The sequence below is a fragment of the Bradyrhizobium sp. GW821-FHT13H06 genome (assembly GCF_058803975.1).
In genome coordinates this window covers 651886-671738 of the sequence record NZ_JBXAPN010000002.1, presented here as the reverse complement: position 1 = coordinate 671738, position 19853 = coordinate 651886, and the positions used below count along the sequence as shown (strand labels likewise).

Here is a 19853-nt window from a genome sequence, read left to right as displayed (position 1 = left end):
CCTACTCCGCGGCCACTGCCGGCAGATCGAACGCCCCGCTGCCGTAGCATTTTGATGTCGCACTGGCCGGCCCGTTGGCCAGCGGAAACAGAGACCGTCTTAGACCAACCAGAGCATCCAGCGAGGTCAGACGAATCTGCCCCCGCGCGCTCGACAACACAGCCCACAGCGTTCGATCGATATCGTTCAGCAGACTAGGGGACGGAGACACGCGCTCACGATCGATAAAACGTTTACGGAATAGCGCTGCTACGCCCTGGAAGATCGCATCGAGCGACTCCCTCGCGTCGGCGGACAGGACCCTGCGATTCCGCTGCAGGGTGATGATATTGTATCCGGTTCGTAATTCGGCGAGTGCGTCGACGAATGTGAGTGTGGAAGATTGGTCCGAAGCAAGCCGGGGAACGAGCTGGACCAAGCGATCGAGTGTTCGGCTGTTCAAGGCTGCGTGGTCGAGCACGCGCGCACCCGATGCGAGTTCAGCGAGATCGGCCCAGCCGGCGTGAATCAGGCGGTGTGCCGCAAATTCGGCGCCGAAGGGCTTCGTGAGCAGTGTCCAGACCTCCGCAAAAATGAGTCCTGCCACGATGGCGATCCCGTTTTCTGCATAAGAAACGAAATCAGCGCTGTACCGCCCTTGCAAGGCGAGGTCGCCTGAGAGCCCTGTCGTCAACAGAAGCGAGATAAGCGACAATTCGGGGCGCGACGTGAGTGCTGCGGCTAGCAGCAGGGGCGGCGCAAGCACAAATACGATGAGCTCGAAATCGCTGATGCGCGGAAGAATGGCAAAGAGATAAAGGCCGGTCAGAGCATAGGCCACGACGCTCCAGATCAGCATCTTGCGCATGAACGGGGCGGGTCGGTCGAGACCGCCAAAGAAACAGCATGCGATGGCAACGAATGCCACGCCGTTGGCGCCGTTAATCCAGCCGCTCCAGATCCAAGCCAGACCTGCAATGAAGGTCGCCATCACGGCCGAGCCAACGGAGAGGAGAATGAGTCCGTGATCATAGTGTAGTTCGCGCCCGATGATCGGTCGATGACGGAGCATCAGCCTCCGACCTGTCGATTTCGAGCCTTGGGCGATTTGGCCCTGCAAAATTAGGCAATCCTGCCAGAGATCGATAAGTTCGCTCAGCCTCGCAATGAGGCTCGCTTGCACAAGCCGTGGCCAAAGGGCTTCATCGCCAACAGCCGGTTCCAATCGCCGCAGATAGTCGCGAAGCTCATCCGGAATTCGGTCAGTTGCCGGATCCGGAGAGGTTTTGATCCACGACGCGATCCTCCTGGTGGCCTCATCCAGTTCGGGCGGAAGTTCTTTCAGCTCAAGGCGAAGCGCATGCAACCGATCCGCGATCGAGGAGAGGAGCGGCAACATGAGGAGAAGGCGGCCCTTCAGTTCCAGTGCATACTGCCTTACGTCGCGGCCGCTGGCGCTACGGGAAAGCTGGCTGACCATAGCAGTCAGGGGAGAAATATCCGCGGCCAGTCGCTGGCGGGTCAGGGGCGTCTCGGGTTTCGTCTCGCCTGAAAGCAGGATCTCCTGAGCCCAGGACGAAGCATCGTCCAACCATCTGGCGATGGAGGCCTTGAGAACGGGCCCGATATTTGTTGGAAACAGCACTGTATTGATAACAGCCGCAACGACTATACCAACGATGATTTCCTCGCTCCTCGCCACAGCGACATCGAAGATGGTTTCTGGTGCGTTCACGGTGGGTAACACGGTCAGGGGAAGCGTGTAGCCGGCGAGAAGGTACGGATAGTTGCGCGGCGTGCGGTCATGGAGAGCGATGTAGAGAAAAGCCCCGGCCCAAAGCGCGATGGCGAGCATCAAAAGCTCCGGCGCATTGACCAAGAGAGGAACCAGAATGACTGCGCCTGCTGCCCCCAACAGGGTCCCAAGAACGCGATCGAATGCTTTCGAGACCGTTGCTTCCGAAAAAGGGTTTGCTACCACATAAACCGCAGTCATCGCCCAATAGGGCCGCGGCAAGCCAGCGGCAAAGGCGATGTAGAGAGCCAGCATCGCAGCGACGAAGGTCTTTATTGAAAACAGCCAATCGCGCCACGACGGCATTGTCATGGGATCGCCTTCGTAAGAAGCGGCGCGGGCTGCGTCCTTGAATTTTCGTCCGCGCGATCGATGGCCCGAAAGACCCTGAGCGTTGCTTCCACATCCGCATCGCTCACATCGCTCAACACTTCCTCACGCAATTCGCTCAAGGAGCGTTCTATTGCGACCGCCAACGGTTCGCCGGCGGGTGTCAGCCAAATCAGGTTGACGCGCCGATCCTCGCGATCGTCCCGGCGCTCAATCAAATTCAGCGTGCTGAGCTCGTCCAGCAGTCGGACAAGCGAGGTTCCCTGGATGCCGACATAGTCCGCAAGCGTAACCTGCCGTACCCCTCCGAGCCGCCTGACCCAAAGCAGCACGGTAGCCCGGGCTTCCGAGATCTGATGCTCGACCAGCACGCGCTGAGCGAGCCGCCGCCATTGCCGACCAGCTTCCAGCAGGGTCGAGGTCAGGCAGAAGCGGGGAGGTCCCAGATCATTCATGGCACTTCCTTCGCATACGGATGACGTGGATACAATTAAATCTTCTCTCATCTATTGACAAATCTATAATTGATATGTCATGTAATTATGTGTCTTGATTGATATCTAAGGGCGGGCCCCATGAGTTCCCCCACCAATCGTCGTCTCTTCGGAGCGCTGATCGGCCAAACCGCGCGGCAATGGCGGCGGGCCGTTGACCGGGAACTTCAACCCTACGGCCTGACGGAAGCCACCTGGCTGCCGCTTCTGCGTGTCGCCCGCGCCCCGGAGCCGATGCGCCAGAAAGATCTCGCCGAATCGCTGTCGCTTGATGGCTCTTCGGTTGTCCGTCTTCTCGACAACCTCCAATCGATGGGCCTGGTCGAGCGCCGGGAAGGCACCGATCGCCGGGCCAAGGCGATTCATCTTACGGCGCTCGGAGAAGCGACAGTCGAGCGCGTCGAAGGAATTTCCCGCCAGGTGCGGGACCGCGCGCTGGCCGGTTTTACGGATGAAGAGGTGGTGCGGATGTCGGCGATGCTCGAACAGATCTGCTCCGCGCTCAACCCCACGAGCAGGGAGCAAGCCGCATGAACCTGCATGTCGCCAATCCGGCTTCGCGCGGGCGGGAAGTTCAACCGCTCGATGTCCTCGAGCCGGGCTCTGAACAGCCCAAATCCGCAAAAGCGAGCCGCAGGCGGATGCTCCTCGCCGGCCTTGGATGTGTGCTCGTGCTCGTCGGCGGGTTCTACGCCATCCAATGGCTGCGCTGGCGGGCGACCCATGTGTCGGAAAACGATGCACGGGTAGAGGGTGAGGTCGTCACCATGGCCAGCCGGCTCGACGGCTGGCTGGTGGCGCGGCCGGTCATCGAAGGGGATCCGGTCAAGAAGGGCCAGGTTGTGGCACAGATCGACGACCGTGATGCGCGTCTGAGGCTGCACGCCTTGGAGGCCAGCCTTGCCGCGGCGGACGCACAGATCCAGCAATCGATCGCGCAACGGGATACGACGGAAAAAATCACAGGAGCCGCGGTGGACGATGCGCAGGCCCAGATCGTCGCCCAGGAAGCGACCGTTGCAAGCGCCCAGCATCAGCTCGAGCTTGCCGAAGTCAACTTCAACCGAGAGGACCAGTTGCTGAAGTCCGGCAATACGCCGAAGAAAACCTGGGATGAAGCGCAGTCGACCTTCCTTCAGCGGCAGGATGACCGGCGCCAGGCCGAAGCGCAACTGCTATCGCACAAAGCGGCCCTCGAGAGCGCGCAGGCCCAGCGCGGTCAGCTCGCGGTTCTTGATCGGCAGATCGATGTCCAGCGCCAGCAACGTCAAACCCTCGCCGCGCAAGCCGACCAGCTCCGCCAGGAGATCGCCGACCGCCGTCTTGTCTCGCCGGTCGACGGCATGGTCGACAAGACGCTGGCCGAGGTCGGCAACTTCGTCCAGGCCGGCCAATGGGTGATGATGGTCCACGACCCCGACAACGTCTGGGTGGAGGCCGAAATCAAGGAGACCGCCATCGGCAGCGTCGCCGTCGGCCAGCCCGTCGAGGTCACTGTGGACGCCTATCCCGATCTCGTGCTGCACGGACGCGTGTTGCGGGTCGGCAACGCCGCGACCAACCAGTTCGCGCTTCTGCCGAGCCCCAACCCGTCGGGCAACTTCACGAAGATCACCCAACGCGTGCCGGTGCGCATTGCCCTGGACCGCCATGATGCGCGCCTCAAGCCGGGGTTGATGGTGGAGGTCTCCATCGATGTCCCCCATTGAAGTCCAGGCCGAGCGGATCGGTCCCGCTTACCGCTGGCTCGCTACCGCCACGGTGATGCTTGGCACCATCGCAACCACGGCCACCGCCACGATCGTCAACGTCGCCATGGGCGACATCATGGGGGCCTTCGGGCTCGGTCAGGACCAGGTCCAATGGCTCTCGACCGGCTTCCTCGCGGCGATGACCGCCACCATGCTGATCACGGCATGGATGCTGGACCGCTTCGGCTTTCGTTCCACCTTCATCGGTGCGCTCGTGGTCTTCATCGCCGGCTGCATCCTGGGAGCTGCAAGCAGCAGCGGCGCCGAGGTCATCTTGGCGCGTGTCCTGCAAGGCGGTGCGTCAGGCATCATTCAGCCCTTGGCAATGGTGGTCATGTCGCAGGTTTTCCCGCCCCACCAGCGCGGGAAGGCGATGGGCATCTATGGCGTCGGCATCGTGCTCGCGCCGGCACTCGGCCCGACCGCTGGCGGCATCCTGGTCGATCAATACGACTGGCGGGACGTATTTCTCGTTGTCGTGCCGTTTTGCATCGCCGGTATCTCCATGGCGTTCTTCATTCTGCCCGGCCGGGAGAAGCGTGCGGAAGCGCTGCACCGCCGATTCGACGCGATCGGCTTCGCGCTTCTTGTGATCGCCCTGACCTCCGTGCTGACCGGACTGTCCAATGGGCAACGGGAGGGGTGGGACTCGAATTTCATTCTGACCATGTTCGCGACCGCCGCCGTGGCCGCGGCCACTTTCATTGGATACGAACTCTACACGCCGGATCCTTTGCTCAGCCTGCGTGTCTTTGCCGTCGGTCGCTTCGCGGCGGGCTGCCTCGTGGCGTTCGCGCTGGGAGCGGGCATTTACGGCTCGACCTATATCGTTCCGCTGTTCGTCCAATCGGTGCAAGGCTATACGCCGACACGCTCGGGATTGCTGCTGATGCCGGCCGGCTTCATCCTGGCTCTCGTCTTTCCGGTCGCGGGCCAGCTCAGCGACCGTCTGTCACCTCACATTCCCATCATCATCGGATTGGTCCTGTTCGGTCTTTCGTGCTGGTTCTCGGGCGGGGTCGATGTCGATACGCCGTTCTGGACGCTTTCGCTCCTGGTCGTGCTCGGCCGAGTCGGCCTCGGCGTGATGCTCCCGGCGCTCAACGCCGGCGCGTTGCGAGCCCTGCCACAGGATCGCCTGGCGCAGGGGTCAGGCAGTCTCAATTTCGTGCGTCAGCTCGGCGGGGCTTTCGGCGTGAACCTCCTGTCGGTCTTGATCGATCAGCGCACGACCTTCCACGGCGAGGCGCTGGCCCAGGCTTTGACACCGGCCAACCCTGCCGGGATCGAGGTGCTGACCCGACTCGCAATCATCTTTTCCCATTGGGGCAACCCGTTCGGCGCCCGACTGCCGACGGGGGTCCACCCGGGCAGCATGGCTTTCCTGGAGACGGTCCTGGTGCCAAAGGCGCGGCTGTTCGCCTATCAGGACGGCTTTTACGTCGTCGCCATGCTGTTTTTTCTTGCCGTCATCCCGGCATTTGCCATGCGACGCGGGAGCACCGCGATCGGCGGGTAACCGTTATGGGGCCGCCGCGCCTGGCAAAAAAAGCGAAACAAAAAGCCACGATGGACACAGATTATCTTCTCCCGCTGCAAGACGATCTCACGAGGAGAGGTCGCGCGCGGGGCCTTTCGCTGATCCCAACCTTTATCGTCGTGGCGGTGGACGCGACCGGATTGGGAATCATCCTGCCGCTGCTTCCATTCTACTCGGAACGGTTGGGGGCCACGCCGCTCGTGATCGGTGCCCTGGTCTCCGTCTATGCCGTATGCCAGCTCGTGGCCGGCCCCGTGGTCGGAATGCTATCGGACCGCTATGGACGGCGGAAAGTTCTGGTCGTCAGCCAGATCGGAACGCTGGCCGGATTCCTGCTGCTCGCGGTTGCCAACAGCCTGACATTGGTATTCCTGGCGCGAATCGTCGACGGACTGACCTCCGGCAACATCTCCGTGGCCTATGCCTATGCAGCCGAGCACTCGACACCCGACACTCGCAAGCAGGCGCTCGGAGCAACTTCTGGCGCCATTGGCACCGGTCTCCTGGTCGGGCCGGCGCTGTCTGGATTTCTTGTCCAATACGGCAGCACGGCGCCGGTCTGGGCGGCCGCCCTGCTGTCGCTGATCAGCATCCTGGCGACCGTCGGTCTGTTGCCGGCGGATGCCTCCGAGCGGCTCTACATGCAGCGCATTTCCAAGCGGAAGGCCGCGCGGACCATGCTCGGGATGCGCTATGCATGGGGTATACTCGGTCTTCTGATCATATTTTTCTTCGTCAACTCGATGTTTCTGTCCCAGATCGCGCTGTTCCTTTCGGCGCGCTTCAGCTGGAATGGGCATTCCTTCGGAGCCAGAGAGCTCGGCTGCGTCTTCGCCTATGCCGGCTTCATCAACATGATCGTCCAGGGCCTTCTGATCACCCGCGCCAACGCACTGGCATCCGACCGAACGATCGTCGTAGCCGCGTTCGCGTGCATGGGGACCGGCTTCTGCGGAATCGCCGTCACAACCAGCGTCGGTCTGCTCGCGGTCTTCCTCACGATGATCAATCTCGGCGCCATATTCATCCGCGGCACCCTGACCGCCGAGCTGTCGCGAAGTGCTGCCATCAATCGCCAAGGCGTGATGATGGGCCTCAATCAATCACTGATGTCAGGTGCCAACATCGTGGCTCCCCTCATGAGCGGTGCTTTGATCGGCCATCGCTTTTATGTCGCTTGGGCTCTCACGATGGTCACCATCGTGGCCGCAGGCGCCCTGATGGCCGCCGGGGTGCTCCAGCCTCCTGGTGCGCAAAGCCGGAATATGGAAAAGTCTGACATGTGTGTCGGATCGGTCTGACGGTACACTTGATGTGTCCGATGCCGCGGCGAATGGTGTCGCTTTGCCAAAACCTCGATCGTCGCTTACTTCGAGCAGAGAAAGATATGACAGCTCCAATCGAGATTGATCATCTAATCCTGGGAGGCGGCGCGGCCGGGGCGGCCGCGGCCGCCACGCTCCGGCTTCAGGATCCATCGGCCTCGATCATGGTCCTTTCGGCTGACGATCGGCCGCCTTACTATCGGCCAGCGCTGTCGAAACAGTTCCTGGTCGGAAGCTGGCCCGAGGAGAAGACTCTTCTCCATCCGGCCGAGTTCTATCGCGAACGGCGGATTGAGCTGGTGCTGAACGCGGAAGCAGTCTCACTTGACACGGCAGCCCGGATCGTCTGGTCGTCGCAGGAAAAATCCATCCGCTACGATCGCCTCCTGATCGCCACCGGGGCGCGGCCCACGCATCTTGCCATATCAGGCCAGAATAAGGCGAATTTATCGATCGGGACACTAGATGGTGTGCATCACCTGCGCGGCATGACCGAATGCGCAGCGATCCGGCGCGAGATCGCAGCCGGCGCAAAACAAGCCGTGGTGCTGGGCGGAAGCTTCCTCGGCGTGGAAATCGCGATGTCGCTGCTCGATCTCGGTCTCGACGTCACAATCATCGAATGCCGTGACCTCCTGCTCCCCCACCTCGAGTCGGGACGGGTGTCGGACTATTTCAGGCGCCACGCGGAAGAGCGCGGTGCAAAGCTGCTGTTGTCGGACACCGTCGCTGCCATCCATGGAGCGGGGCGGATCAATGAGGTCGTGACCGCCTCCGGCCTGGCTCTGCCCTGTGACCTCATGGTGGTCAGCATCGGCGTAGAGCCGGCCACCGACTTCCTGAAGGCAACCGGCATCAGCCTCGATGCGGGCCTTGTCGTCGTCGACGATCAGCTCAGAACCAGCGCTCCATCCGTCTTCGCCGCCGGCGACGTGACGAGCTTCCTTGACCCGGTTTTCGCCAGCCGTCGGCACATCGAGCACTGGGATAGTGCGGTCAAGCAGGGACGGTTGGCTGCGCACAATATGCTCGGGCACCGGCTGCGCTATGACGAGGTGTCCTACTTCTTCTGCGACATCGGCGATATCAGCTTCAGCATGCTCGGCGCGCCCGAGGGCACTCGTGAGCGCATCGCGCGGGGATCGCTGGCCGACAAATCGCTTGCTCTCGTCTATCTCAAGGACGACGTGCCACGCGCGCTCTTCTCGGTCGGCCGGCCTGTGGAGGAAACGCGCAGCATCGAGGGGCTGATCCGTTATCGAGTCAATCTGCGCGAGGTGAAGGAGAGGCTTCACGATCCCGGTTTTCCGCTCGATGCCATCCCGACCCAGACGGTGCTAGTGTTGCAGGGCGGTGGTGCGCTGGGAGCATTCGAATGCGGCGTCGTGAAGGCGCTGGAGGAGGAGCAAATCTTCCCGGACATCGTCGCTGGGATCTCCATCGGCGCGCTCAACGGGGCTATCATCGCAGGCAATCCACGCCATGCCACGCAGGCACTGGAAGCCTTCTGGTCGGAGATCGCCGTCGCTTCACCCGCAGCTCTGGGAGAGGACGCCGCGCGTGCCGTTGCGTCCATGGGGGTTTTGACGTTCGGCGTACCTCATTTCTTTCGCCCACGCTGGATACCGTCCTTTTCGGCGCCGATGACACCGCCGGCCGGTTGGACCAGCTTCTATGACGTCGGTCCGATGCGTGAAATGATCGCCCGCTATGTCGACTTCTCATCGCTGAAGGCGAGCCCTGTTCGCCTGTTGGTCGGCGCGGTGAACGTCACATCCGGCGAACTCGAGGTCTTCGACAGCTATGTGGACGATCTGACGCCCGATCATGTGCTCGCCAGCGGCAGCCTGCCGCCGGGCTTCCCCTGGACCGAGATCGACGGCAAAGCCTATTGGGATGGCGGCATCGTCAGCAATTCGCCGCTCGACATCGTCATCGACCGCTGCGGGCCCGACGGCAAGCGCGTCTTCATCGTCGATCTGTTTGCCGGACAGCGTCCATTGCCCACCAACATGATGGAGGTGATGGCCCGGCGCGATGAGATCGTCTATTCCGAGCGTGTGCGCAGCGACTTGCGTTTGCGCGAGCTCGTCGGCGGCTATCGCAGACTGGTCGAGGGCATCCTCGATCTGGTCGATCCCGCGATTGGGAGCAAGATCAGGCAGCGGCCACTCTATATCGAGCTGATGGGAGATGGCGCCGCCACCAGCATCACCCGTTTCGTGCGCGAGGGCCGAACCGGCGAGTCCTCATCGCGCGACTACGACTTTTCCGACATCTCGATCGGCTATAATCAGGAGCAGGGCTACGCGCTGGTGAAGGATACGCTTGCCAGGCAAGGCCCTCCAGGAGACGACCTATCCGCGGCATCACGCCGTCCGCTGCCTCGTGGTTCGCTGCCGTCAATCGGCGAAAGTGAGCGTCTGGTGGGTCCTCGTCACCATGAAGATCGAGAAGACAAAAAAACACAAATGAAGTCGAAATGCGGCGTCTGCGGACGGACCGGTTTTCCGAAGTAATGCGTCGTCCGTGAAGAGCGGCTAAGCGACTGAGCCAGAATCGCATTCGTCGTTGTGGACGGTTTTGGGATTGCAGGATTTTGATGTTCGGGCATCGGAACCCTGCAATTTCATTATTTCATTCTCAGGATTGATCGGGATAGGGGGACGTCTCGCGACGCCACCCCTCCCACAGCACCTCCTGCCTTTTGCCTGAAGGGTGGAAAGCTCGGCCCCGAAAATATGTTCATGGATATGTTGTCGACGATGGAGCGGGGAGAGCAGTAATGCCGGGCGAAAGTGCGAGGCTGGAAGCGTCCGCGCGAAACGATGCGTACGATGTCTATAGGAAGATCGAAGAAGCCGGACTGACATGCGGGTGCCGGCAACATCAGCGTACGCTTCGGCGATGACATGCTGATCAGTCCCACCGGGGCCGAAGCCAGCACCATTCGTCCCGAAGATTTCGTCCCGACAGATCTGGCGGGACAGGCGCTTTCGCCTGGTATTCCTTGAAGCGAATGGGCGATCCATGCAGGCTTGTACAAGGCTGGCCGGGGGAGCGCCGTGATCCACGCCCATCCGGACTATTGCTCTGCGCTGTCCTGTCTGCGCCAGCCGATACCCGCTTTCCACTATATGGTGGCTGCGTTCGGTGGATCGCAAATTCCGTGCGCTCCTTATGCGACATTCGGTACAGTCGCCCTTGCAGAGCGGGTCGTTGCAACACTCGAAGGCTTCACGGCCTGCTTGATGGCCAACCATGGAATGGTCTGTGTCGCAGAAACCTTGTCCAAGGCGCTGGCCAAGACCATAAAACTGGAAATGCTGGCGCGGCAGTTCTGTTTTGCCAAAGCGGCAGGTCATATCGAGCTTCTGGACGAAGCCGAAATGCGGACCGTGCGGCAACGTTATCAGAAATACGGCAAAGCGGCTCTGGAGGCTTATTGAAAGTCATGAACGCCTACGAGCTATGGAGCAGAACTTGTAGAAAGCCACGGCGTTCCGGCACATCATTGCCCCCGCACCTCCCCCGGCAGGAACTCGCCCGACGATGCCGGGGGCCCATCGCCGCGGAAGCGAAGTACCTTCGAATGCTGGACTCTAGTTGTGACACCGACCGCATGGAGGTTCGAGGGGCTTGTTAGTCGTCACGGAAGAACATTCTGAACAAATCTCAGTCACTGTCGTTTCCGCGAAGTAGCTTGTGATCTCTTGCCAGTTCAGGAAACTCCGGCCTCGTCATCACATCCCACGCCAGAAGAATCGTTCGCATGATTGCTTCGGCATCCGGCACGAGTTCAAAGTTCGTCTTCCCGCGTGCCCATTCGTTCACGAGGCCGCTCACCGTAGCCTGAAATGCCAAAGCCGCCGAGGCCGGCGTCCAGGGTGCCGGCATCTTGCGTGTGCGTGCCACCGCCTCGAAAACAGTTTGGAGCGATGCGCGCAGTCGCTGTTCGAACAAATTGCCTCGGTTCGAATCCTCGGCATCCGTGCTGTCGAGATTGAGTAGAACTTTGAGAAGGCGCCGTTGGCGAGGATCAGCCTGAAGTCGCTTGAACGTAGCCGATATGACCTCGGCTAAAGCATCCAGGGGCGCCAGCGTCGTGTCGGCGGAGAGGCGTTCCGCGAGTTCCTCCATCGGCATCCGCATCTCTTCGCGAATTGCGAACAGCAGGCCCTGTTTGTTGCGGAAGTGCCAATGCACGGCCCCGCGGGTGACGTCGGCCGCGCAGGCGATTTCATCGAGGGAGACAGACTCGTAGCCCTTTTCGAGAAAGAGCATTTCAGCGGCCTTCAGGATAGCCCGCTTGGTTTCTTCCGCTTGTTCTTTGGTCCGTCTCATTCTTTGAATCAATTAGCCTTTTCGAGTAGATCGGGCATTCTATTTACATACATACGGATCGTTTGTATAAACCTGCTGCGCCCTTTACCCGATGCAGCCCTTCGGAATCGACCCTCATGTTTCCATCCTCATCAAAAGCGGTACTTTTCGGAATAGGGCTTACCGCAGCTTGGAACATTCCTTCAGCCATTGCTCAAACGGGGCCAGTTGCGCCTCCAACGATCGGAGTCTCCAAGGCCGGGGTCATGGCAATCACGGAGACCACCGAGATCAACGGGCGTATGCTGCGCCGAACCGCGTCGATCTCGTTGCCCGCGTGACAGCCTTTATCGATGAACGACATTTTGCCGAAGGCGCCGAAGTCAAGAAGGAAGACCTTTTGTTTAGTCTTGAGCGGGCTCGTTGCTCGACAGTTATTCCGCCAGCAACAATGCCTTCATGATCGTCAGACTCAATCCGTTCGAGGATCGCAAGGCAGCGGCGGACAAAGCGCAAATGTTGATCGCGCAAGTGTTCGGTCAGGCCCAGAATATCCGGGCGGCTACCGTCTTTCCGTTCAATCTGCCGCCGGTCGTCGGACTGTCGACCAGCGGCGGCTTCGAATACATGCTCGAATCCCTTGACGGTGCCGACCCGACGGCGCTCGGTAGCGTGGCAAAGGGGCTGCTCGATCAAGCCAATCAGGATCCACGTCTTACGCGGGTCTTCAGTACCTATAGTGCAGCTGCTCCCTCCCTGTATCTCGATATTGATCGGGAAAAGGCGCAAGAACTTGGGGTCAGTATCAATGACATCTTCGCCGCGCTGCAAGCCACGCTTGGCGGCTTCTACGATTTGAATCTCTTCGGCCGTACCTGGCAGGTCAACCTGCAAGCCGACGCTACGGGCCGAAGGGATATCCCGGCTCTTTGGGACATCTATGTTCGCAATGCGAGTGGCACGATGGTCGCTCTACAGTCGATCGCGGAGCTGAGGACGATAACGGGGCCTGCGGTCATTACCCGCTACAACAATTACCGTGCCGTCACGGTCAACGGCTCGGCAGCGCCGGATGTCTCGTCCGGAGACGCCATGAATGCGATGACCCAGGTCTCAGGCCGCGCATTGCCTCCTGGTTATGCCTTCGAATGGACCGGAACGGCCTATCAGGAGCAGAAAGCCAAGGGACAGACGTCAATCATTCTCGCCCTCGCTCTGTTTTTCGCTTACCTCTTCCTTGTCGCCCTGTACGAGAGTTGGACCATTCCTGTCCCGGTATTGCTGTCCGTTTCACTTGGCGTGTTCGGCGCCTTCGCTGGTCTCGTGCTGGCGAACGTAACGCTCGATCTCTATGCGCAGATCGGTCTCGTCGTGTTGATTGCGCTCGCGGCCAAGAACGGCATTCTGATCGTCGAGTTTGCCAAAGAGCAACGCGAGCACGGTCTCGGCATCAAGGAAGCAGCCATACTCGGCGCAAAACTGCGCTTCCGCGCGGTGATGATGACATCCTTTGCCTTCATCCTCGGTCTTGTGCCGCTGGTCTGGGCCATTGGCGCATCGATGATCGCCCGGCGTAACGTCAGCACGCCGGTATTCGTCGACATGATAGCCGCTAGCACGCTGGGGATTGTCCTGATTCCCATGCTGTATGTCACCTTTCAGACCCTGCGCGAAAAACTCAAGGCAAGGTTCAGCAAGGCCGATCGTGAGCATCATTCCGACGTCACTATCACCTCGTGAAGCGCTGATGTTCCTTCGTGAAATCACAATGATCGGATGAAGTTCAGGCGATTTCCTCAGTCATGGATGCGTCGAATGAGAGACAGTGGAATCGAAAACGTAATTGAACGCCGTCGGCAGCTGTTTGAAAACAGGTTTCGCGGCAGCAACGATTGGCTGAGATTCCTGTTTCTCGGCGGAATTCTCATCGCACTTAGCACCGTCGCCCTCATCGATGCACTCGTCGCAGCTCAACATCTGCCGGGCCATCTAAGCGGTAGCTCGGCGATATTCGGCGGAATTGCAGTCATATTATTCGTCACAAGAATCGCGAGAGGAGCGCTCTACGTTGATTGGTTGCTGGGCGGTGCATCCTGTCTGCTCGCCGGTCTGTTTCTTTCCAGGGATGAGAACTTCACGCACGCGTCATCGCTGCTCTACGTGTTCTCCCTAATGTTCGCGAGTGGCGTGGTCCGAATCTGGATCGGTTTGACAGCTTCTCCGGAGGAGGGCGCAAGTTGGATTTTGTGCTCTGGGTTGGTCGCCATGCTCTGCGGCTTCTGGATCACCTTCGCATGGTTCTTCGTCATGTCGACGACGATCGCGCCACTGATCTTCGTTTTCGATGCGTTGTTCGGGGGGATTGCGCTCGTTGGGTTCGGTATCTCCCTTAGGGAGGATCGATGAGCATGGCGGCGTCATTCCGTTTTTCCAGTTCAAAAAACCGTCTCTTCACTCGCGCTTTCTTGTGCGCTTTCGATATCGCGTTGTGTTCGGCTGGGGCATTGTGGCGGCAGAAGCGCTCGATGGAAGCGAGGATGTCATCGGCGGATTTGCTCCACCGGAACGGCTTGGGATCGGCGTTGTGTCGGTCGATGAACGAAGTGATGTCGGCCCTAAGGGCAGCGACACTGCGATAGACGCCGCGCCTGATCTTTTTATCTGTGAGGAGCGCGAAGAAGCGCTCGACCTGATTGAGCCATGACGAACTGGTCGGGGTGAGGTGCACATGCCAACGCGGCCTTTTAGCCAGCCATCGCCGGATCAGCGGGGTCTTGTGTGTAGCGTAGTTATCCATGACGAGATGGACATCGAGTTCTCGTGGCACGGCGGCCTCGATCTCGTCGAGGAACTTGCGGAACTCGGCGGCACGGTGGCGTCCGTAGCACTTGCCGATGACCCGTCCGGTCGCAATGTCGAGGGCGGCGAACAGCGATGTGGTGCCATGCCTTTTGTAGTCATATCCGTGCCCCGGCCGAATACGGCGATCACTTCAGCCGTGCCGTGCGGCACGATGCCGGCGACAATGGCCGGCAGGCCGAAGCTCACGACAGCCGCGCTCGTGTCGACTGCGCAACCCCGGCCAGCTCCGGCGCCACGAGCGCTCCCGCTGCATCTTCTCACCTCAAACTGGAGACCCAGCCACATGATGACCATGCCGGAAATTGAACGTTGCCTGCGTCGCCGATGGTTGTGGGCCGAACCGTGGCTGGTTAACGCATGCTCTTTCAAATCGTCTGCCTCGCCACCTTCAAAGCCGAAGCGCAAGCACGAGGGGGCGGAATGGCGCGCGGCTCTTTTCGCCATCGAATTTCCGTGGACCAATCCAGAAGTGATAAGGACGACGGCAGAGCAATGCGGCTGGAACTTCGTCAAAGGTTATTGGAATTTTATCGAAGATCTGCGCCCGCGTTTCGAATGGACTGTCGATCGACGACACCAACGGTTTTGTGATTGATGCTTCCGCGCTTGGCCAGCGTTTCTGGCGCACGCCCCGAAATCAAGATGCGCATAGCGACCGGCAGTGCCGTCAATCCGTTCGGAACAACGGGGCCTGAGACATTCTGCTGGGCAACTTACTGGCCGCTGTGGCTTGTCACGTCCAATGTGAAGCTGGGCGAAATGGCATTCAACCCGAGATTTGGTAACTGCTCGATCACATTGCCAGCAGCGAGGCCGCCAATTGCGATAGATTCTTTAAGCTATAGGACCAATGCCGGCCTCAAATTCTAGCTGGCAGCTTGTGAACCGCGCCTCCGTTGATTCGTTGATTCGGATCAAAGCGGAGGATGGCGTTCACTTCATTCTCTCGTGTAGATTTTGAAAAGAGGGTAAAGTAAATGATCGACCCTGGATCCGAAGTTATGCGAAAAGAAATAGAGTCGTTTTCCCAGCGTTTGCGTGCTTTGAAAGAGGCCCTTCGCGAGCGCGGCAAACTTTCCAATGCGAATCAGGCCCTCCTGGACCAGATTCAGCAACATAGGGAGCGGCTGGAAGTGAAATGCTCCAACGCCGAAAGAGCTGGCAATTGGGACTCTATCGGAGAGGAGTTTGATAGAGATTGGAATTCCCTTGTCGCCGATGTGGCGATGCTGGAGAACCGCTTATACGAATAACGGTTCTAGCGATGCATGTAACCTGACCTGCTCCCCTGTTTGCCTTGGGTCGGACAAGCCGGTGGCGATCGTCTCCTACGATGAAAAGCCGGGGATTCAGGCATCGCGACGACGGTGCCAGATTTGCCTCCCGTACCAGGCGTCCATGCGCGATTCTGAGTATCGACGCCATGGCACGCTCAGCCTGTTGGCGGGGATCGATCTGCTGACGGGGAAGGTTCACGCTCTTGTCAGAGACCGCCACCGCAGCCGCGAGTTCGTCGAATTCCTCAAGCTTCTCGACGCGGCCTATCCGGCCGGCACGGCGATCAAGCTGATCCTCGACAATCATTCCGCACAGATATCGAGAGAAACCAAAGCCTGGCTCGACACACGACCCGCAGGCCGCTTCGAACTTACCTTCACGCCCAAGCACGGTTCCTGGCTCAACCTCATTGAGGGCTTCTTCTCTAAATTCGCCCGCTCCGTCCTGCGTCACATCCGGGTGACATCAAAACACGAGCTCACGGAGCGCATCATGGCCGGCATCGACGACGTCAATCGCCACCCCATCATCCATACCTGGTCCTACAAGCTCGCTGAGGCTGCTTGATATGATTCGAACCACGAAAACGCTGACCTGGCTAGGAGCCAGACATCGGGCTGCTGACCCTCTCCTATGACAACCCGGGCATCCTGATCAGGCAGATCTTGAAGAAGTTTGACCAGCTCCCGCACCTTCATCGTGACCTCACGCTAAAACTTTCACCTGGTTGGCAACATCAGCGCATGAGAACGACAACTACCGAAGTCTGGGAATGCTTTACAGCAGCGTGTCGTCACTCCATCACTGCGTGCTCTGGCCCTGCCGTTTGCTTGCGCAGAGCGGCCTTGGTCGATCCGATCATGATGGCGAGCGGGATCGAGACGAGGATGAACAGCATGACGAGTTGATAGTCTTGTGAGAATGCGATGATCTGCGCCTGAACGGCGACCATCTTGTCCGCCATGGCGCGTCCAGCGTCGGTGGACAGGTTGATGATGCCCCTGACGTCAGGCATCTGCAGGGCGTGGTTGAACGGGTTGATGTGTTCGGACAGGATCGCATAAGTGCGGCGCGTTCCCTGGGTGAGTTGGGCGATCACGATCGAGATCCCGATCGAGCTTGCGACATTGCGCAACAGCGTCAGCATCGAGGTGCCGTCGGTGCGCAGATGGTTTGGAAGCGTTAGAAACGAAACGGTCGATAGCGGCACGAAAACGAGGCCGAAACCGAAACCCTGGAAGACGCTGACGGTCACAATCTCCGGAACTTGAGTCATTTCGGTCCAGCCCGTCATCTGGAACAGCGAGCCTGCCGTCAGTGCCAGTCCCGAAATGATCAACGTGCGCGCCTCGAAGTAGCGCATGAGGCGACCGACCATCATCATGGCCAGGAAAGTGCCGAAGCCGCGGCTCGCAAGCAACATGCCGGCGGTAATGATCGGATAGCCGATGACGTTCTGCAGGTACGGCGACGCCAGCGCCATGGTGGAGTACAGCACCAGCCCCATCACAGTCATGAAGATGCAGCCGGTCACGAAATTGCGGTCCTTGAACAGCGCGAACTGGATGAACGGACGCGAGGTCGTGAAGGAGTGGGCGAAAAAGTAGTAGAAGCCCACGGCCGAGACGATGAACTCGCCAACGATTTCGTTGGATTCGAGCCAACCCAGCTGCTCGCCGCGGTCAAGCGCGAGCTGCAGTGACCCGATGGCGACTGCGAGTGCCGCGAAGCCGAAGAAGTCGAACCGCAAGGTGAGATCCTTCTTGGTCTCGTCCATGAAAGCCATCAGGCCGAGCACCGTCAGTGCGCCAAACGGAAGATTGACGAAAAACACCCAGTGCCAGGAATAGGTTTCGGTGAGCCAGGCGCCCAGCGACGGCCCCATGATCGGGCCCATCATCACGCCCATGCCCCAGATCGACATCGCCTTCGCCCGCTCCTGAAGCGTGTAGGAATCGAGCATGACGGCCTGCGACAGCGGCACCAGCGCCGCGCCGAACACGCCCTGCAGCAGGCGGAACAGCACCATCTGATTGATGTCTTGCGCCAGCCCGCACAGCACCGACGCAAAGGTGAAGCCGGCCGAGCAGATGATGAAGATGCGCTTGCGCCCGTAGCGGTTGGCGATCCACCCCACAGGCGCAGTCATGATGGCGGCAGCCACGATATAGGAGGTCAGCACCCAGTTGATCTGGTCCTGCGATGCCGACAGCGTGCCCTGCATGTAAGGCAGGGCGACGTTGGCGATCGTGGTGTCCAGCGCCTGCATGATCGTTGCGGTCATGGCGCAGATCGTCACCATGTTCCGGCGCAGGCCCGGAGGCAGCGGACCCGACATGACGTCAGTCCTTGTCCTGGTTGGCGGTCGCCGACAGGCCGAGCAGGCCGGCGAGCGTACGCTTGTGACCGGTGTCGATGGTGGCATAGACGCTCATGCCGGCCTTCAGCCTCTTCACGTACTTGTCGTTCTCGTCGAAATAGATCCGCACCGGCACGCGCTGCACCACCTTGACGAAATTGCCGGTGGCATTCTGGGGCGGCAGGATCGCAAATTGCGCGCCAGTGCCGGGCGCGAGTGAACCGACCGTGCCCCTGAACACATGATCAGGGAATGCGTCGACCTCGAGCGTCACGCTTTGTCCGACCGCGACGTGGGTAAGGTCGCTCTCCTTTGGATTGGCGTCGACCCAGGGATGAGCAACGTCGATGACGGAAAACACCGGTGAGCCCGCGGCCACGAAGCGGCCAAGCTGGATCTGGTCCACCTGCGTCGCGATACCCGCCATCGGTGCGCGCAGGACCGTGTGATCGAGGTTGCGCTCGGCATCCTCCAGCTTCGCCTTGGCCTGGGCATAGGGCGGAAACTGCTCCAGCGGCAGTTCGGGATTGCCGAGCAGTTGCGTCCTGGCGTTGGAGAGCTGCTGCTTGATGAACTGCACTTGTGCGCTCGCGGTCACCATCGCATTGGCCGCGTTGTCGAGGTCGAGCTGCGACCCGAAATTGTTCTTCACGAGTTGCTGCTTGCGTTCGACATCGCGCTGCTTCAGATCGACGCCCTGCTGGGCGAGATCTAGCATCCGGCCATAGATATTCACGTTGGCGACCAGATTGTCGTAGCTGGTTTTCGCCTGGGCGAGCTGGGCCTTAGCCTCGTCTACTGCGAGGCGAAACGGCACGGGGTCGATCTCGAACAGCTCGTCCCCCTGCTTCACTGTCTGGCCTTCCCTAACCAGCACCTTGATGATCTTGCCAGAAATGTCGGGTGTAATCAGCACCTTCTGGGCGCCGACATAGGCATCATCGGTGCCGACATAACGTCCGCCGTGCAGATAAAAAGTCAGTCCGCCGAGTGCGGCAGCAATGGGCAGCACCACCAACAGAAGAGAACGCCGATAACGGCGCAGACCCGCCATCGTACGGCGGCGCGGTTCGGCAGCGGTCTTCCTGGTCGGCTTACCGTCGGGCGGCGCGGCCTTCTGCTCAGGCGCGAATTTGACGACCTGATCAGCCATAGCGGGGCTCCTTGCGTACCTGCGCGGCGCCGGCATTTTGAATTGCGTTTCGCACGTTGTCCTTGATTGTTTCGAGTTGCGCTAAGAGACGGTGGGCTTCCGCCGGGAGAATGCCGTCGAGCGCGGTGGCCGTGAGTTCGGATCGCAGACCGCTCAATTTCCCGAGCAATTGACGTCCAGCTTTCCGAAGATAGAGCCGGTTGATGCGACGGTCGTTTGCGTCTCCGCGTCGCTCGATCCAATCGTTCTCGCACAGCTTGTCAACCAGCCGCGTCAACGTGATCGGCTGCATCTCCATCTGCTCGGCAAGTTCCGCCTGGCTCATACCCTCGTTCCGTTCCACCTTGGCCAGAACTGCCCATTGTGCCCGGGTGATACCGAAGCGCGCGGCTTGCTTGTCTGCATAGACGCGAAGCACGCGCTGCAACTCGGCGAGGGTGAACAGGAAATACTGGTCTACGGAACCACGGGTCATAAGCTCAATCTCCAATAACTAACTTATATTATAAGCTAGCTCATATGTAACGGTCAAGCGCCGGCACCATACAAAATGCGAGGACGTCCAGGCGGGATGAGAGCCAAAGGGGGCAAAGCGATAGTGCGCTGGCGATGACGGACGTCTGCCCAGCAGGAATTTTGTCGATCATTCCCGTCTCGGGATGGG

General features: G+C 59.9%; 15 protein-coding genes and 4 pseudogenes. 12 read left to right on the top strand and 7 right to left on the bottom strand.

Translation table 11 applies throughout. From position 1 onward, the window contains the following. Position 1 precedes the first annotated feature (1 nt). Positions 2-2086 carry an FUSC family protein gene (locus AC1RQP_RS10070; protein ID WP_188105389.1) on the bottom strand — a complete coding sequence of 695 codons (2085 nt, stop codon included), beginning with the start codon at positions 2084-2086 and terminating at the stop codon, positions 2-4. Beyond that, positions 2083-2559 (bottom strand): MarR family winged helix-turn-helix transcriptional regulator, encoded by a 477-nt coding sequence (locus tag AC1RQP_RS10065; RefSeq protein ID WP_188105387.1) that lies wholly within the window; start codon positions 2557-2559, stop codon positions 2083-2085. The genes AC1RQP_RS10070 and AC1RQP_RS10065 overlap by 4 nt, the downstream gene beginning before the upstream one ends. 120 nt (positions 2560-2679) lie before the next feature. Here AC1RQP_RS10065 and AC1RQP_RS10060 point away from each other — a divergent pair, with 120 nt between their 5' ends. The 6 genes and pseudogenes from AC1RQP_RS10060 to AC1RQP_RS10035 form a co-directional block, all read left to right on the top strand. After that, positions 2680-3132 carry a MarR family winged helix-turn-helix transcriptional regulator gene (locus tag AC1RQP_RS10060; protein WP_188105385.1) on the top strand — a complete coding sequence of 151 codons (453 nt, stop codon included), beginning with the start codon at positions 2680-2682 and terminating at the stop codon, positions 3130-3132. Continuing rightward, positions 3129-4307, top strand: coding sequence for an HlyD family secretion protein (locus tag AC1RQP_RS10055; RefSeq protein WP_202988782.1), 1179 nt, complete (start codon positions 3129-3131; stop codon positions 4305-4307). Before AC1RQP_RS10060 ends, AC1RQP_RS10055 begins: the two co-directional genes overlap by 4 nt. Next, positions 4294-5868, top strand: a complete 1575-nt coding sequence (locus AC1RQP_RS10050; RefSeq protein ID WP_188105383.1) for a DHA2 family efflux MFS transporter permease subunit — start codon at positions 4294-4296, stop codon at positions 5866-5868. The genes AC1RQP_RS10055 and AC1RQP_RS10050 overlap by 14 nt, the downstream gene beginning before the upstream one ends. A gap of 5 nt (positions 5869-5873) precedes the next feature. Continuing rightward, positions 5874-7190, top strand: coding sequence for an MFS transporter (locus AC1RQP_RS10045; RefSeq protein WP_492936799.1), 1317 nt, complete (start codon positions 5874-5876; stop codon positions 7188-7190). Positions 7191-7276: 86 nt separating this feature from the next. Further along, positions 7277-9733: an FAD-dependent oxidoreductase gene (locus AC1RQP_RS10040; protein ID WP_188105378.1), complete on the top strand. Its 2457-nt coding sequence runs from the start codon at positions 7277-7279 to the stop codon at positions 9731-9733. Positions 9734-10099: 366 nt separating this feature from the next. After that, positions 10100-10663 (top strand): annotated as a pseudogene (locus tag AC1RQP_RS10035) (class II aldolase/adducin family protein); the annotation flags it as partial. A 226-nt stretch (positions 10664-10889) separates the two neighbouring features. Here the strand turns inward: AC1RQP_RS10035 and AC1RQP_RS10030 are convergent. Further along, positions 10890-11558, bottom strand: a complete 669-nt coding sequence (locus AC1RQP_RS10030; protein WP_188105373.1) for a TetR family transcriptional regulator — start codon at positions 11556-11558, stop codon at positions 10890-10892. Between the two features lie 399 nt (positions 11559-11957). On the opposite strand from AC1RQP_RS10030, the pseudogene AC1RQP_RS10025 reads away from it, so the two are divergent. After that, a pseudogene (locus tag AC1RQP_RS10025) lies at positions 11958-13277 on the top strand (efflux RND transporter permease subunit); the annotation flags it as partial. Between the two features lie 75 nt (positions 13278-13352). Further along, positions 13353-13943, top strand: a complete 591-nt coding sequence (locus AC1RQP_RS10020) for a hypothetical protein (RefSeq protein ID WP_188105371.1) — start codon at positions 13353-13355, stop codon at positions 13941-13943. Positions 13944-14049: 106 nt separating this feature from the next. Here the strand turns inward: AC1RQP_RS10020 and AC1RQP_RS10015 are convergent. Then, positions 14050-14499 (bottom strand): annotated as a pseudogene (locus AC1RQP_RS10015) (IS630 family transposase); the annotation flags it as partial. Here AC1RQP_RS10015 and AC1RQP_RS10010 point away from each other — a divergent pair. From AC1RQP_RS10010 to AC1RQP_RS09995, 4 genes and pseudogenes are all read left to right on the top strand, one after another. Next, positions 14499-14705, top strand: a pseudogene (locus AC1RQP_RS10010) (hypothetical protein); the annotation flags it as partial. The pseudogenes AC1RQP_RS10015 and AC1RQP_RS10010 overlap by 1 nt on opposite strands. Continuing rightward, complete coding sequence (locus tag AC1RQP_RS10005) at positions 14683-14994, top strand: hypothetical protein (protein ID WP_188105369.1); 312 nt, start codon at positions 14683-14685, stop codon at positions 14992-14994. The pseudogene AC1RQP_RS10010 and the gene AC1RQP_RS10005, both read left to right, overlap by 23 nt. A 382-nt stretch (positions 14995-15376) precedes the next feature. Continuing rightward, positions 15377-15652: a hypothetical protein gene (locus AC1RQP_RS10000; RefSeq protein WP_188105367.1), complete on the top strand. Its 276-nt coding sequence runs from the start codon at positions 15377-15379 to the stop codon at positions 15650-15652. 61 nt (positions 15653-15713) lie between these two features. After that, positions 15714-16244, top strand: a complete 531-nt coding sequence (locus AC1RQP_RS09995) for an IS630 family transposase (protein WP_188105365.1) — start codon at positions 15714-15716, stop codon at positions 16242-16244. A gap of 226 nt (positions 16245-16470) precedes the next feature. Here AC1RQP_RS09995 and AC1RQP_RS09990 read toward each other — a convergent pair whose 3' ends face one another. From AC1RQP_RS09990 to AC1RQP_RS09980, 3 genes are read right to left on the bottom strand one after another with little or no spacing between them, the layout of a single operon-like run. Next, positions 16471-18015 (bottom strand): MDR family MFS transporter, encoded by a 1545-nt coding sequence (locus AC1RQP_RS09990; protein ID WP_492936798.1) that lies wholly within the window; start codon positions 18013-18015, stop codon positions 16471-16473. 4 nt (positions 18016-18019) lie between these two features. After that, a complete protein-coding gene (locus AC1RQP_RS09985; RefSeq protein WP_492936797.1) occupies positions 18020-19189 on the bottom strand; it encodes an HlyD family secretion protein in 1170 nt (389 codons plus the stop codon). Next, positions 19182-19664, bottom strand: a complete 483-nt coding sequence (locus tag AC1RQP_RS09980) for a MarR family winged helix-turn-helix transcriptional regulator (RefSeq protein WP_188105360.1) — start codon at positions 19662-19664, stop codon at positions 19182-19184. The genes AC1RQP_RS09985 and AC1RQP_RS09980 overlap by 8 nt, the downstream gene beginning before the upstream one ends. Between the last annotated feature and the right edge of the window lie 189 nt (positions 19665-19853).